Origin of the sequence: Pseudomonas stagnisoli, assembly GCF_048595745.1 — a bacterium.
In the GTDB taxonomy this organism is placed as follows: Bacteria; Pseudomonadota; Gammaproteobacteria; order Pseudomonadales; family Pseudomonadaceae; genus Aquipseudomonas; species Aquipseudomonas alcaligenes_A.
Map to the genome: position 1 here is coordinate 3,756,949 of NZ_CP184361.1, position 13,377 is coordinate 3,770,325.

The 13,377-nt window shown below is 66.8% G+C and carries 17 protein-coding genes, 1 pseudogene and 1 riboswitch; of the genes and pseudogenes, 14 read left to right on the top strand and 4 right to left on the bottom strand.

Translation table 11 applies throughout. The features are described 5' to 3' along the window. The first annotated feature begins 30 nt into the window (after nt 1-30). Nucleotides 31-315, top strand: coding sequence for a helix-turn-helix domain-containing protein (locus ACOAPY_RS18125; RefSeq protein ID WP_128668287.1), 285 nt, complete (start codon nt 31-33; stop codon nt 313-315). 364 nt (nt 316-679) lie between these two features. Here the strand turns inward: ACOAPY_RS18125 and ACOAPY_RS18130 are convergent. After that, nucleotides 680-1,060 (bottom strand): annotated as a pseudogene (locus tag ACOAPY_RS18130) (DEAD/DEAH box helicase); the annotation flags it as partial. 105 nt (nt 1,061-1,165) lie between these two features. Between ACOAPY_RS18130 and ACOAPY_RS18135 the strand changes: the two are divergent. The 8 genes from ACOAPY_RS18135 (at nt 1,166) to ACOAPY_RS18170 (ending at nt 6,150) form a co-directional block, all read left to right on the top strand. Continuing rightward, complete coding sequence (locus tag ACOAPY_RS18135) at nt 1,166-1,582, top strand: polyribonucleotide nucleotidyltransferase (RefSeq protein ID WP_076583953.1); 417 nt, start codon at nt 1,166-1,168, stop codon at nt 1,580-1,582. Continuing rightward, nucleotides 1,582-2,085, top strand: a complete 504-nt coding sequence (locus tag ACOAPY_RS18140; protein ID WP_465154218.1) for a DinB family protein — start codon at nt 1,582-1,584, stop codon at nt 2,083-2,085. Before ACOAPY_RS18135 ends, ACOAPY_RS18140 begins: the two co-directional genes overlap by 1 nt. Nucleotides 2,086-2,356: 271 nt before the next feature. Next, on the top strand, nt 2,357-3,229 hold the full coding sequence (locus tag ACOAPY_RS18145) for a cation diffusion facilitator family transporter (protein ID WP_465154219.1): 873 nt from the start codon (nt 2,357-2,359) through the stop codon (nt 3,227-3,229). 66 nt (nt 3,230-3,295) lie between these two features. Beyond that, nucleotides 3,296-4,051, top strand: coding sequence for a VIT1/CCC1 transporter family protein (locus ACOAPY_RS18150; protein ID WP_076583943.1), 756 nt, complete (start codon nt 3,296-3,298; stop codon nt 4,049-4,051). A 99-nt stretch (nt 4,052-4,150) separates the two neighbouring features. Further along, nucleotides 4,151-4,570, top strand: a complete 420-nt coding sequence (locus ACOAPY_RS18155) for an MAPEG family protein (RefSeq protein ID WP_076428308.1) — start codon at nt 4,151-4,153, stop codon at nt 4,568-4,570. Between the two features lie 319 nt (nt 4,571-4,889). Beyond that, nucleotides 4,890-5,369 (top strand): Lrp/AsnC family transcriptional regulator, encoded by a 480-nt coding sequence (locus ACOAPY_RS18160; protein WP_076428310.1) that lies wholly within the window; start codon nt 4,890-4,892, stop codon nt 5,367-5,369. Nucleotides 5,370-5,453: 84 nt separating this feature from the next. Next, the gene (locus ACOAPY_RS18165) at nt 5,454-5,672 is read left to right on the top strand and encodes a DUF2788 domain-containing protein (RefSeq protein ID WP_076428312.1); all 219 of its coding nucleotides are present in this window, start codon (nt 5,454-5,456) and stop codon (nt 5,670-5,672) included. An 85-nt stretch (nt 5,673-5,757) separates the two neighbouring features. Then, nucleotides 5,758-6,150 (top strand): globin, encoded by a 393-nt coding sequence (locus tag ACOAPY_RS18170; protein WP_076428314.1) that lies wholly within the window; start codon nt 5,758-5,760, stop codon nt 6,148-6,150. Nucleotides 6,151-6,157: 7 nt separating this feature from the next. Here the strand turns inward: ACOAPY_RS18170 and ACOAPY_RS18175 are convergent, their stop codons facing one another. Further along, entirely contained in the window at nt 6,158-6,727 is a 570-nt protein-coding gene (locus tag ACOAPY_RS18175; RefSeq protein ID WP_465156856.1) for a pseudouridine synthase, read from the bottom strand. Between the two features lie 178 nt (nt 6,728-6,905). Between ACOAPY_RS18175 and ahr the strand changes: the two genes are divergently transcribed. Beyond that, nucleotides 6,906-7,931, top strand: coding sequence for an NADPH-dependent aldehyde reductase Ahr (ahr, locus tag ACOAPY_RS18180; RefSeq protein ID WP_465154220.1), 1,026 nt, complete (start codon nt 6,906-6,908; stop codon nt 7,929-7,931). After that, complete coding sequence (locus ACOAPY_RS18185; protein ID WP_465154221.1) at nt 7,928-8,404, top strand: GNAT family N-acetyltransferase; 477 nt, start codon at nt 7,928-7,930, stop codon at nt 8,402-8,404. Before ahr ends, ACOAPY_RS18185 begins: the two co-directional genes overlap by 4 nt. Nucleotides 8,405-8,518: 114 nt before the next feature. Here the strand turns inward: ACOAPY_RS18185 and amn are convergent, their stop codons facing one another. After that, on the bottom strand, nt 8,519-9,985 hold the full coding sequence (gene amn / locus ACOAPY_RS18190; protein WP_076583935.1) for an AMP nucleosidase: 1,467 nt from the start codon (nt 9,983-9,985) through the stop codon (nt 8,519-8,521). A gap of 143 nt (nt 9,986-10,128) precedes the next feature. Here amn and ACOAPY_RS18195 point away from each other — a divergent pair, with 143 nt between their 5' ends. Further along, nucleotides 10,129-10,842, top strand: coding sequence for a hypothetical protein (locus tag ACOAPY_RS18195; RefSeq protein WP_465154222.1), 714 nt, complete (start codon nt 10,129-10,131; stop codon nt 10,840-10,842). Nucleotides 10,843-10,903: 61 nt separating this feature from the next. On the opposite strand, the gene ACOAPY_RS18200 is transcribed toward ACOAPY_RS18195, so the two are convergent. Then, nucleotides 10,904-11,584 carry an energy-coupling factor ABC transporter permease gene (locus ACOAPY_RS18200; protein ID WP_076583932.1) on the bottom strand — a complete coding sequence of 227 codons (681 nt, stop codon included), beginning with the start codon at nt 11,582-11,584 and terminating at the stop codon, nt 10,904-10,906. 40 nt (nt 11,585-11,624) lie between these two features. Then, a riboswitch (cobalamin riboswitch) is annotated at nt 11,625-11,823 on the bottom strand. A 100-nt stretch (nt 11,824-11,923) separates the two neighbouring features. On the opposite strand from ACOAPY_RS18200, the gene ACOAPY_RS18205 reads away from it, so the two are divergent. Together ACOAPY_RS18205 and ACOAPY_RS18210 are read left to right on the top strand one after the other, a co-directional pair. After that, nucleotides 11,924-12,067 carry a hypothetical protein gene (locus ACOAPY_RS18205; RefSeq protein WP_465154223.1) on the top strand — a complete coding sequence of 48 codons (144 nt, stop codon included), beginning with the start codon at nt 11,924-11,926 and terminating at the stop codon, nt 12,065-12,067. A gap of 117 nt (nt 12,068-12,184) precedes the next feature. Then, a complete protein-coding gene (locus ACOAPY_RS18210; protein WP_465154224.1) occupies nt 12,185-13,339 on the top strand; it encodes an MFS transporter in 1,155 nt (384 codons plus the stop codon). Nucleotides 13,340-13,377: the final 38 nt, after the last annotated feature.

Below are 13,377 nucleotides of genomic sequence, written 5' to 3' on the forward strand. Positions count from 1 at the left end.
GGCTTCATCTTTCCTTTTGTAGGGCGACAAATGGGAAAGCCACTCAAAGTCACGATCGGGGAAGCGATCAAAGCATTTCGCTCTGTTCGTAATCGCAGCCAGGAAGGGTTGGGACCAAGCCAGAGCTATATCAGCATGCTGGAGAATGGGGGGACGTGGAACGTCACTCTGCTCAAGATTGACCAGATTGGGCAGGCACTTGATGTGCATCCTTTAAGCATCATCACTGCGGCATATCGATCAGCAAATCCGGATGTCAGCCTTCAGGATCTCTTGCAGCGCATCGAAAAAGAGCTAACCGAGATTGACGTCTAGTGCCCCGTCCAGACTTTATACGAGGCCCAGCTCAGGTGGTTAGTCCTGCTTCCATCGGGTCAGCAATGCGCTCGAACGGGGAAAGTGGAGGGCGTCACTAGACAAGGTCGAGCAAATTGCAGGAATTTTTGTCCCTGCACCCTGCGACGCCTATTCCCCTCGCCTATCTAAAAAGGACTCCTCGCTGGATCCGCAAATGCCAATCACGCAGCCAGACAGAGCCCAATGACCATCAGAGGCGCCACTGATGGATTCTGGCCACTGCTTCACTAGGCAAATACCAGGTGCCAGCCAGTACCGGACTGCAGAATGCCCTCACAGAGCCCTGACAAGAAATTGAGCCTTTCGGTGCATTCCGCAAAACGTGGAATTCGTCGAAGATCACCAGGCCGACGCCGTCCAGCGCCGGATCGTCCTGCAGGCGGCGGGCAAGGATGCCCTCGGTAACTACCTCGATGCGGGTCTGCGGGCCGACCTTGCTGTCCAGGCGAATGCGATAGCCCACCGTCTCGCCGACGCTCTCGCCCAGCTCGCTGGCCAGGCGCTCGGCGGCGGCGCGCGCGGCCAGCCGGCGCGGTTCCAGCATGAGGATGCGCTGCCCGGCCAGCCAGGGCTCGCCGAGCAGGGCCAGCGGCACGCGGGTGGTCTTGCCGGCACCGGGTGGCGCCTCCAGCACGGCCTCGTGGCGCTCGGCCAGGGCTTGGCGGAGGGCGGGCAATACGTCGTCGATGGGCAGGCGGTTCATGGCTTCTCCGATAGGCCGGCGATTATACGAACCACGGCAGCGCCCGCGCATCCAACTGCAACGGCGGCCTTGCTATAGTGCCGCCCTCAATTTTCGGAGGTGCTTATGCCCAGCAAGACCCGCATCATCGGCAGTGTCGTCGCGCTCTCCCTGGTCACCCAGCTGACCGCCTGCGGCACCCTGTTCTTCCCGGATCGCCGCGGCCAGATCGAAGGCAAGATCGACCCTGTGGTGGCCGGCCTCAATGCAGTAGGCATTCTGTTCTACGTGATCCCCGGACTGATCGCCTTCGGCATCGATTTCGCCACCGGCGCCATCTACCTGCCCGACAACCAGTACTCGCTGGCCCCGGAAAAGCTGCAAGACGCCATTGGCGCGGATGGCCGCGTCGACAACCGCAAGCTCAAGGCCATTCTGCAGCGCGAGCTGGGCCGCGACCTGCCGCTGGACGACCCGCGCCTGATCCAGCACAGTGGCAAGATCGAGCAACTGGCCGCCTACGGCCTGCGCGCGGAGGCCTGATGCAGCACCTCGCCACTCACCTGCAGCGCCTGCTGGCCTATCACGGCTGGGCTTACGCGCGCCTGCTCGGCGAGCTGGCGAGCCTGGACGAGGCGCAGTACCGCGCGCCCTGCGGGCTGTTCTTCGGCAGTATCCACGCCACCCTCAACCACCTGGCGGTGGCCGACCGCATCTGGCTGGCGCGGGTGCGCGACGAAGCACAGCCGTTCGCCCGCCTGGATGCCGAGGCGGTCGCCGAGCGCACCGCGCTGGAGAACTACCTGGAGGCCGGCGTGGCCGCCTGGCGCGACCATTTGGAGGGGCTGGTCGATGTCGAGCTGCTGGCCCCGCTGGCCTACCGCAACATGGCCGGCGAACCCCAGCAGCGCTCGCGCCTGGAGATCGTCACCCACCTGATCAACCACGGCACCCACCATCGCGGCCAGATCAGCGCCGCGTTGACCGCCATGGGCCGTCCAGCGCCGGGGCTCGACTACATCTACGCCCTGCCGGAACTGCCATGACACTAGGGTCTGCTCCCGTTTCGCCGCGACCGCGACGGAGCCCGTTTTGGCGGGGGGCTAGGCGCGAGACGCGAAGTTTGGTCGTCCAAATGAGCCGGCGAGTAACGACGTTCCGCGCCAAAACGGGCCCGTCCCTTTGGGTTGCGCGTAAAATCGCGCCATGCGTCGTTGCAGGACTTGGCAAGGGAATGACCATTGCCTGCGTCCCGCGCCTAGCCTGGCGCGATTTTATGCTGCAACGCGGTTCGCGCCGAAACGGGAGCAGACCCTAATGCCCCAACACGCCCGCCTGATGCGCCTGGCCACCCGGGCGGCGCTCGCCACCGCCCTGCTGCTGGCCCTGGCCAAGGCGGTAGCCTGGTGGCTGAGCGGCTCGGTGAGCCTGCTCGCCGGCCTCACCGACTCGCTGCTGGATGGCGCCGCGTCGCTGCTCAACCTGATTGCCGTGCACTACGCCCTGCGCCCGGCCGACGAGGATCACCGCTACGGCCACGGCAAGGCCGAGGCTCTGGCCGGCCTGGCCCAGGCCCTCTTCGTCGGCGCCAGCGCGGTGCTGGTGGCGGTGCAGGCCATTGATCGCCTGCAGCACCCACAGCCACTCGGCGCCCAGACCCTGGGCATCGCGGTGATGCTGTTGTCGCTGGCGATGACGGTCGCCCTGTTGCTGTTCCAGCGCCACGTGGTGCGTGTCACCGGCTCCACGGCGGTACGCGCCGACTCGCTGCACTACCGCTCCGACCTGCTGCTCAACAGCGGCATCCTCCTCGCCCTGGTGCTGGCCGGCTTCGGCTGGCAGCGCCTAGACCCGCTGTTCGGCTTAGGCATTGCCGCCTACATCCTGTGGAGCGCGGTGAGCATCGTGCGCGAGGCCATCGCCGTGCTGATGGACGAGGAGCTGGCGCCGGAGCTGAGCGAGCGCATGCACCTGCTGGCCAGTGGCGTACCCGGGGTACTGGGTACGAGCGACCTGCGCACACGTATCTCCGGCACCCACTGGTTCGTCCAGCTGCATGTGGAGCTGCCGGGCGACCTGAGCCTGCAGCAGAGCCACAGTCTGTGCAAACAGGTGGAAGACGCCATTCGCAGCGAGTTCCCCCGCGCCCAGGTGCTGGCCTACGCGACCCCGACGGCACCCACGGCCTGAACACCGCAGGCACGCAGACAGGTTCGCGCTTATGCTGAATCCGTGACTGAAGCGCGGAACGGCACCATGAAGAAGACCAGCCTCGAGACGCTGCATCGTCAGCACCAGCCCGCCGCCATCGAGCAGCGCCTGGACCAGCCGTTGCAGCCGCGCTATGTCGCCGATGCCGTACTGGGGGCCATCGACGGCTGCGTCACCACCTTCGCCGTCGTCGCCGGCGCGGTGGGTGCCGGCTTCTCGGCCTCGGTGGCGCTGATCATGGGCTTCGCCAACCTGCTGGCCGACGGCTTCAGCATGGCCGTCAGCAACTACGAGGCGGTCAAGTCCCTCCACGAGTTCCGCGAAACGGCCAGGACCACCGAGGAGGAGCACATCGCGCGGGTGCCCGAAGGCGAGCGGGAAGAGGTCCGGCAGATCTTCGCGCGCAAGGGCTTCAGCGGCGAAACGCTGGACAGGATAGTCGCCACCATCTGCCAGGATCGCCAGCTGTGGGTGGAGACCATGCTCAGCGAGGAATACGGCCTGCAGCAAGCGCCACCGGCACCCCTGGTGTCCGCCGCCGTGACCTTTGCCACCTTCCTGCTCGCTGGCAGCTTGCCGCTGCTGCCGCTGTTCTTCGCCAGCCTGGACATGCAACGCCAGTTCCTCATCAGTGCGCTGCTGGCCGCCGCCGTGTTCTTCTCCATCGGCATGTTGAAAAGCCTGGTGTTCGCCAAGCCGCTGTTGCGCTCGGGGCTTTACACCCTGCTCACCGGTGGTGCCGCTGCGTCCCTGGCCTTCCTCGCCGGGTACCTGCTGCAGCAGCTCTTCGGCGCCAGTTGAGCCCCTCCAGGCAAGCGCAGGCGAACGGCGCGAGCGACTAGAGCAAATACTCTAAAAACACTAGACTGCGTGGCAGACCAACAACAAAAAGGCGCCACCATGAACCTGTCCCCCTCCGCCATCGCCCTGCTCGGCCTGACTGCCTGGCCACTGCTGCTGATGTTCCTGATCATCAACCAACGCGGCCTGCTGGTGCTTGGGGGGCGCATGAAGGTCAACGCCTTCGCCCCCGACGGCAGCAATACGCCGAGCGCCTTCGGCCAGCGCCTGGTGCGCACCCACGCCAACTGCCTGGAAAACCTGCCGCTGCAGGCGGCGGTGCTGCTCTATGCGATGCACGCCGGGCAGACCGCCCTGACCGATCCGCTGGCGCTGTTGCTGCTGGGCGCGCGCCTGTTCCAGTCGGCGATGCACCTGATCAGCACCGGCCCGCTGTTCGTCTGGCTGCGCTTTGCCGGCCTGCTGGCGCAGATGCTGATCCTCGCCTGGTGGCTGCTGCGCCTGAGCGGCCTGGCCTGACTTGCAGGCAAGAAAAAGGGGAGGCACTAGGCCTCCCCTTTTTCGTGTCCGGCACTGGCGATCGTGTCACCGCTTTCCTCGCCCGCCTGGTTGGGCGGTGCGGACCCGGGAGCCTGCGCGACCCGGTAGGATCGCCGGCGCCGCAGCGCCTGATTGGGCGGCGCGGTTGGACATGTCGTCCGGGCCATGAAACTGAGAGAAAGCTTATCGAGGCCGGGGTGCGAGAGGATTGCGAAGATTGCTCAATCAAACATGACTTGCGCAATTTATCTTCACTGTTAGATTGAATAGCGCAATCTGAAAACAAAGAAGACCGAACATGAACAAGCTGGACCGCTATGACCTGCGCATCCTCGCCGAACTGCAGCACGACGCGCGCATCTCCAACCAGGAGCTGGCCGAACGCATCGGCCTGTCGCCATCGCCCTGTTCGCGGCGGGTCAAACAACTGGAAGACGATGGCTACATCGTGCGCCAGGTTGCTCTGCTGGACCGCAAGAAACTCGGCCTGTCGCTGACCGCCTTCGTCCTCATCGGCATGGACCGGCATACCCCGGAGCGCTTCGAACACTTCCAGGCAGTGATCCGCCAGTGCCCGGAAGTGCTGGAGTGCAGCCTGGTGACCGGAATGGACGCCGACTACCAGCTCAAGGTGGTGGTACCGGACATGGATCACTACCAGAAATTCCTCCTCGGCCAGCTGACCCGCATCGAAGGCGTCACCAGCGTGCGCTCCAGCTTCGTGCTCAATCAGGTGCTGTCCAGCACCGAACTACCCCTGGAGCATCTGCGCAGCTGAACCAACCGGCAAATGCTGCAGTGGTCGACGAGGCGCGTATAATGCCGGCCCCGTCGCCATTCCCCGCATTTCCGAGAGGCCCAGATGGAAACCGAACAGTTCGAAGCCCTGATGATGTACGTCCTGGTGGGCGGACTGATGGTGTTCATGGCTTTCATCATCTGGGACCTGGCCAAGAAGTCCAAGGCTGGCCGTCTCGGCACCGCGATCCTGTTCCTCGGCCTGGGCCTGTGCCTGTTCGCCTTCCTGGCCAAGCCGATCATCACTTACATCATCGAGATGGCCCGCGGCATCCACGGCTGAGGGTGTCGCCAGTCGCGCACGCGACGTCTGACTGACCTACGGCAGCGTCTGGCACGCGGCCTTCCCGCTATTTACAGGAGTTATCATGAGCCCCGCAGACCTGGTGATGCAGAGCTATGGACGCTGCTGCGCCAGCCCCACTTTCTTCGACGACTTCTATCGCACCTTCCTCGACAGTTCGCCGCAAATCCGCGCCAAGTTCACCGAGACCGACATGCCGGCGCAGAAGCTGTTGCTGCGCCAGGGCATCCTCAACCTGGTGATGTACGCGCGCGGCATGTCCGACAGTAAGCTGCGTGCCCTGGGCGAGAGCCACTCGCGCGGCCGCCTGGACATTCGCCCGGAACTCTACGACCTGTGGCTGGATGCCCTGCTGCTGACCGTTTCCGGCCACGACAAGCAGTTCAACGAAAGCATTCGCAGCGCCTGGCGCGAGGTGCTGAACAAAGGCATCAGCGTGATCAAGGCCGGCTACTGAGCGAACCTCAGCGCAGCCTGGGCTCCAGCTCGCGCCACTGCCCGGGCGCCAGATCATCCAGGCTCCAGGGGCCGATGCGCACCCGCACCAGGCGCAAGGTGGGCAGGCCCACGGCAGCCGTCATGCGCCGCACCTGACGATTGCGCCCCTCGCGAATCACCAGCTCCAGCCAGGCGGTCGGCACGCTCTTGCGAAAGCGCACCGGCGGATTTCTCTCCCACAGTAGCGGCTCGTCCAGGCGGCGTGCCTCGGCCGGCAGGGTCGGGCCGTCATTCAGCTGCACGCCATTGCGCAGTTGCGCCAGCTGCTCCTCGCTCGGCTCGCCCTCCACCTGCACCCAGTAGGTCTTGGCCAGCTTGTGCCTGGGATCGGCGATCTGCGCCTGCAGGCGGCCGTCGTTGGTCAGCAGCAGCAGACCCTCGCTGTCGCGGTCCAGGCGCCCGGCCGGGTAGACGCCGGGCACCGCGACGAAGTCCTTGAGCGTGGCGCGGCCCTGCTCGTCCTGGAACTGGGTGAGCACGTCGAACGGCTTGTTCAGCATGATCAAGCGCGGCGCGGCCGGCGGCGCCTTGGCCACCCGGCGCGGGGCGGGATGACGGGGCTGGGAAGGACGGGGTGGGCGCGCCATGCAAGCTCCGCGACTGGGGGAAAGCGCGCAGTTTAACCGAGCATCATCAAGCGCGTTGATGATGAGCCGCTGCGCCGCACATCCGGCTAAGCTGCTGCCATCGCATCGACCGCAGAGGACACCGTACATGAGCCATGAACTCGACACCTTCACCGGCTGGGCCGCCACCGCACCGGGCGTACCGCTCGAACGCCACAGCTATGACCCCGGCCCGCTGGGCGCCGAGGAGGTCGAGGTGGCCGTGGAGTACTGCGGCATCTGCCATTCCGACCAGTCGATGATCGACAACGAGTGGGGCAACGCCCGCTATCCCTTCATCCCCGGCCACGAGGTGGTCGGCACCATCGTCCGCGTCGGCGAGCAGGCGCGCGGCCTCAAGCTCGGCCAGCGCGTCGGCATCGGCTGGTACAAGGGCAGTTGCATGCATTGCGGCTCGTGCATGGAAGGTTCGCACAATCTCTGTCGTACGGTGAAACCGACCATCGTCGGCAGCCACGGCGGCTTCGCCGATCGCCTGCGCGCGCACTGGGCCTGGGCCGTGCCACTGCCGGCGGGGCTCGACCCGGCGCTGGTCGGCCCGCTGTTCTGCGCCGGCTCCACGGTGTTCAGCCCGCTGCTGGAGTACGGCATCAAGCCCACCGACCGCGTTGGCGTGGTCGGCATCGGCGGCCTCGGTCACCTGGCCCTGCGCTTCCTCAACGCCTGGGGCTGCGAGGTCACCGCCTTCACCTCCTCGCTGAGCAAGCAGGCGGAGGCCATGAGCCTGGGCGCGCACAAGGTGGTGGCGTCCACCGACGGCAAGGCGCTCAAGGCCATCGCCGGCACCCTCGACTTCCTGCTGGTCACCGCCAGCGCCGACCTGGACTGGAACGCGATGCTCGCCACCCTGCGCGGCAAGGGCCGCCTGCATTTCGTCGGCATTGTGCCCAACGCGATTCCCACCCACGTGTTCAGCCTGATTCCGCAGCAGAAGAGCCTGTCCGGCTCGCCGGTAGGCTCGCCGTCGAGCATGGCGACCATGCTCGAGTTCTGCGCCCGCCATCAGATCCTGCCGCAGGTCGAGCACTTCCCGATGAGCCAGGTGAACGCCGCGCTGGACCACCTGCGCGCCGGCAAGGCGCGCTACCGCGTGGTACTGGACGCCAGCCGATGAGCGAACTGCTGCACTGGCGCCGCGCCCCGGCCTGGCACCTGGGCGCAGTCGACGGCACCGACCGGCCGCGCCTGCTGCAGGTGTGGGAGGCGGCGGTGCGCGCCACCCACCACTTCCTCGCCGAGGATGACATCCGCTTCTACCGGCGCATGCTCGCCGAGCAATACTTCGATCTGGTGCGCCTGACCTGCCTGCGCGACGAGCGCGGCCGGGTGCTGGGCTTTTGCGGCACCGCCGAGGATCGCCTGGAAATGCTCTTCGTCGACCCGGCACAGCACGGCCGCGGCCTGGGCAAGGCGCTGCTGCGCCACGCCATCGAGCACGACGGCGTGCGCCTGGTCGACGTCAACGAGCAGAACCCGGGCGCCCTGGCCTTCTACCTGGCGCAAGGCTTCGAGCAGATCGGCCGCTCCGAACTGGACGGCGCCGACAAGCCCTATCCGCTGCTGCACCTGCGCCTGCGCGACGCCTGATTCGACCGCTGGGGTAGCCCGGATGCAATCCGGGCTACGATCCGAGTTGGCGAGCAGGACACTCCCTCTCCCGTTTACGGGAGAGGGCTGGGGAGAGGGTGAACGCCCTCTCGATCAGCGGAACGGCGGCTCGTCGAAGCTGCGCAGCTTGCGCGAGTGCAGCGAGTCGAGCTGGCAGCGCAGCAGGTCGAGTGCAGCGATGCCAATCGCCAGATGCTGGCTGACCGCACGCTGGTAGAAGCCGGTGGCCGAGCCAGGCAGCTTGATCTCGCTGTGCAGCGGCTTGTCCGACACACACAGCAGCGTGCCGTAAGGCACCCGCAGGCGATATCCCTGGGCGGCGATGGTGCCGCTCTCCATGTCCACCGCCACTGCGCGCGACAGGTTGATCAACGGCCGTTCGTGGGCCCAGTGCAGCTCCCAGTTACGATCATCGTAGGTCAGCACGGTACCGGTGCGCAGGCGCTTCTTCAGGGTTTCGCCGCGCTCGCCGGTGACGCCGGCAGCCGCCTCCTGCAGCGCCTGCTGCACCTCGGCCAGGGCCGGGATGGGAATGTGCGGCGGCAGCACGCGATCGAGAATACCGTCGCGGCGCATGTAGGCGTGAGCCAGCACGTAGTCGCCGATGGTCTGCGATTGGCGCAGGCCACCGCAGTGGCCAATCATCAGCCAGCAGTGCGGGCGCAACACCGCCAGGTGGTCCGTGATGTTCTTGGCGTTGGACGGGCCGACGCCGATGTTTACCAGAGTAATGCCATGGCCGTCATTGGCGATCAGGTGGTAGGCCGGCATCTGGTAGCGGTGCCATACCACGGCGTCGGCCACGGCCTGGGCATCCTCCTCCGAGGTGCCGCGCTCGATGATCACGTTACCCGGCAGCACCATGCGCACGAAGCGCGGGTTGTCGCGCAGCTGCTCGAGGCCATGACGGATGAACTGATCGACGTAGCGGTGATAGTTGGTCAGCAGAATCCACGGCTGCACATGGCGCCAGTCGCTACCGGTGTAGTGCTGGATACGCTTGAGCGAGAAGTCGGTGCGCGCCGCATCGAACAGGGCCAGCGGCAGGTCGCTGCTGTCGCCCCAGCCGTATAGGCCGTCGGCCACGGAGTCGGTGGCAGCGGACAGGTCGGTACTGGGAAACACCCGCGCCAGCTCGGCGGCGGTCACCCCGGAACCGGACAGCTCGTCGCCCTGGTCAACCACGTAGGGATAGGGAATGTTCTGCTGGCTGAAGCCGACCTCGACCGTCACCGAGAAGTCTTCCATCAGCGGCCGCAGCTGATCCAGCAGGTAACCGCGAAAGGCCAGCGGCTGGGTCACGGTGGCGCGGTAGGTGCCGGGTACCTGCACCTTGGCATAGGCACGCACGCTGCTCGGCACCTCGCCCTGGCAATGGTAGGTCAGACGCAACTCGGGGTAGCGGAACAGCGCACGCTCGGTTTCACCGGGCAGGGTGCGCTCCTTGAGGTAGCGTTTGAGCGCCAGACTGAGTGCCTCAGAGGCCTGGCGATGCAGGGCGGCGAGGCGATCGACGGCCTCCTCGGCGGTGGCGGCGACGATGAAATCGGTAGACGACATGACAGTCACGGGACAGCTTCCTGGCTTGGCAACGGCTCTATCTTGCGCCGTGCGGCAGTCGGCCCGCCAGCCCCGAGCACAACTGGCAAGCGCAGCCGGGCGCCAGCTTCTAGGCTTGGAGCTCGGATACCCCGGAGCTAAACATGCGCGCCCTGTCGATTCTCTGCCTGCTTGCCTGTACCGGCCCGACCCTGCTGGCCGCCGACCTCGACGGGCACTACCAGGGCACCCTCGACGAGCGCCCGGTGCAGTTGGTGCTGCGCAGCCAGGGACAGCAGGTGGAAGGCGAGTACATCGAGGACCAGCAGCGCTTTCGCCTCAGCGGCCACTTTGATGGCCAGGCCCTGCAGGCGCAGATCAGCGCCGCGGATTCCGGCCAGGTGCTGGCCAACATGAATGCTAACTACGCCAACGACATGCTCGCCGCCAGCCTGGCCGCGCGCGACCCACAGAGCGGCCAGACACTGCTGCGCGAGACGCTTTTCCAGCGGGTCGCCACGGTCCCGCCGCAAGCAAATCCGCGGCAGGACCCGGCGCTGGTCGGCACCTGGGTGTTCGAGCAGATGAGCAACAGTGAGGGCCTGGAGTATGCCTCGCTGACCACGGTCACCACCCTGCGCATTCGCGCTGACGGCAGCATCGAGCAATGGCGCCGCAGCGTGGCCGGCGGCAGCGAATGGAGCTACGACCGTCCGGGCGAGCTGCAGTACAGCGGACGCTGGCGCAGTGAGCAGGGCCTGCTCCTGGTGCAATTGAAAGGGACGAAGGATTTCCAGCCAGCGGCGCGCTATCGCTTCGACACGCCCTACCTGGTCACCGAGAGCAACACCGGCAGGATGGTCTGGCAGCGGCGCTGAGTCACGCACCCAGCGCCGGCGAGGGAGACGCCAGACCGCCAGGCGGTCCGGCGCGGCAGGGTCAGGCTGGCTGGTGCAGGCGCACGTTGAACAGCGGACCCTGGCTGTAGCGCGACAGGGCCTTGGCGGCGGCCAGCACACCCAGGTCGATCAGCGGCTCGAGCAGCACCACGCTCATGTAGGCCAGGCCGAAGCTGCCGACCGAAGCCAGGTTCTCGCTGGAGAAGCCGTGGCCGTAGAACGCCCAGAAGGCCACCCAGGCGACGATGCCACCCTGGTAGGCGGTGGACAGCGCCAGCGCCTGCGTGTAGCGAGTGTCCACATAAGCGGTACGCGCCGGGATGATGCGCTTGGCCAGCAGGTGGATGCCCCACAGCGGCAGCAGCAGGGTGGTGACGTTCATACCGTACTGCGGCAGGTCGAACTGAGCGAAGAACAGGCCCTGGATCAGCAACCCGGCGGCCAGGCCGATGGCCGCCGCCCCCGCGCCGAACAGCAGCAGCAGGGTCGAGCCGAGGATCAGGTGGACTTCCGAGACACCCACCGGGTGATGCGGCAGTACCTCGAAGAAGCCGAACACCAGAACGGTGGTGATCAGGCTGCGCAGCGCCAGGGCCAGGGCCCCGCCGTTGTCGCGAATACTGTCACGGGCCAGCTTGACGGTCAGGCCCAGGCCGGCAACGGCCGTGGCATAGCTGAGGAAGATCTTGGCGCCTTCGACGACACCCGGTTCGATATGCATATGAATTCCTTTCCCGCGCCCACCGCGCGGTGATCTGGAGGTGGTTGGAGGTGCGATGGCAGGTCTCCTGGCTCGCGGCTCGGCGCTCCGCCCGCCTTCCCGACCCGAGGGTCAGTGGCATGTGGGCTTCGCTCGCCGCTTACAGTTGCGGGGGCAGCCAGGGCATTGGCGACATGCGCCGCACCCTGTTCCCTTTTCATCCGCCCATGAGGGGCGGAACCATCGGCGGCCACCTTAACGTCATGCGCCGGCAAAAGACAGCCCGTCCGCCACGCATTGACCCCGGCCAGGCCGCGCCCTAGACTTCGCGCCCCGCCGATTCCAGCGAAAACGCCTGCAATGTCGTCGTCTGCCCACCTGCCCTGTTCCGCCCAGCCCGACCCACGGCTGCTGGCGCGCATCTGGCCGCGTGATGCGCTGCAACGTCGTCGCCGCAGCGTGCTGTTCGCCTTCACCTTCTCGCCTCCCGCCGCCCACCGCTGAGTCACGCAGGCCCCGCGCCGCGACTCCCCCGCGCCCTTGTCAGCTGTCCCGCCTCCCGGCGTGGACAACCTTCGCTTTATTGGCCGCGCCCGGGCCACAAACGGGCTGGAGAGCAACATGAACCCTCGCTATCTGCTCGGCGTGCTGATCTTCGCCGTGTCCGTGGTCGGCCTGAGCATGGGCGCCACCCTGCCGCTGGTGGCCCTGCGCCTGCATGAGGCCGGCGCCGGCAGCCTGGCCATCGGCGCGCTGTCGGCCATGCCGGCGGCCGGGATGATCCTCGGCGCCCTGCTGGTCGGCCGCCTGTGCCGCCATTTCAGCGGCCGCCAGCTGTACCTCGCCTGCTTCGCGCTGTGCCTGCTGGCCAGCGCCGCCCTGCTACTGCCCGAGCCGAGCCTGCCGCTGCTGGCCAGCGCGCGCCTGCTGCTCGGCGTCGGCATGGGCGTGCTGGTGATCCTCGGCGAATCCTGGGTCAACGAGCTGTGCGACGAGCGCAAGCGCGGCCAGACCGTCGCGCTTTACGCCGCCTGCTTCACCGGCTGCCAGCTGGGCGGACCGGCGATGATCAGCCTGTTCGGTACCGCCAGTGCCTGGCCGGTGCTGCTGGTGGTGGCGGCCAATCTGGTGGCCTTGGCACTGGTCTGGCACAGCCTGCCGGCGGGCTGGTCGGAAACTGCCGAAGAGGCGCCGCGGCGCTTCTCCCTGGTCGGCTTCGTCCGCGTCGCCCCGGCGCTGTGCCTGGGCGTACTGTTCTTCGCCTTCTTCGATGCGGTGGTGTTGTCGCTATTCCCCGTGTATGCCAGCGGGCACGGCTGGGCGGTCGGTGTGGCGGCGCTGATGGCCAGCGTAATCCTCGGCGGCGACATGCTTTGCCAAGTGCCATTGGGCTGTCTCTCCGACCGCGTCGAGCGACGCGCCCTGCACCTGGCCTGCGGCCTGGTGACCCTGGGCATCGGTCTGGCGCTGCCCTGGCTGATCGAGCAGCGCGAACTGCTGTGGCCGGCCCTGACAGTCCTCGGCGCCGCCGCCGGCGGCATCTACACCCTGGCCCTGGTGCTGATCGGCCAGCATTTCCGCGGCCCCGACCTGGTCACCGCCAACGCCTGCGTCGGCATGCTGTGGGGCGTCGGCAGCCTGCTCGGCCCGCTGCTCAGCGGCGCGCTGATGGGTATCGGTCCACAAGGCCTGCCCCTGGCCCTGTGCCTGGCGGCCAGTCTGTTCGTGGTGGCGGCCCTCGGCGCCCTGCCGCTGACGCGGCGGGTGTTCTCCTAAGGATGAATGGCGCGCCGGCAGCGATTGCGGCATAACAG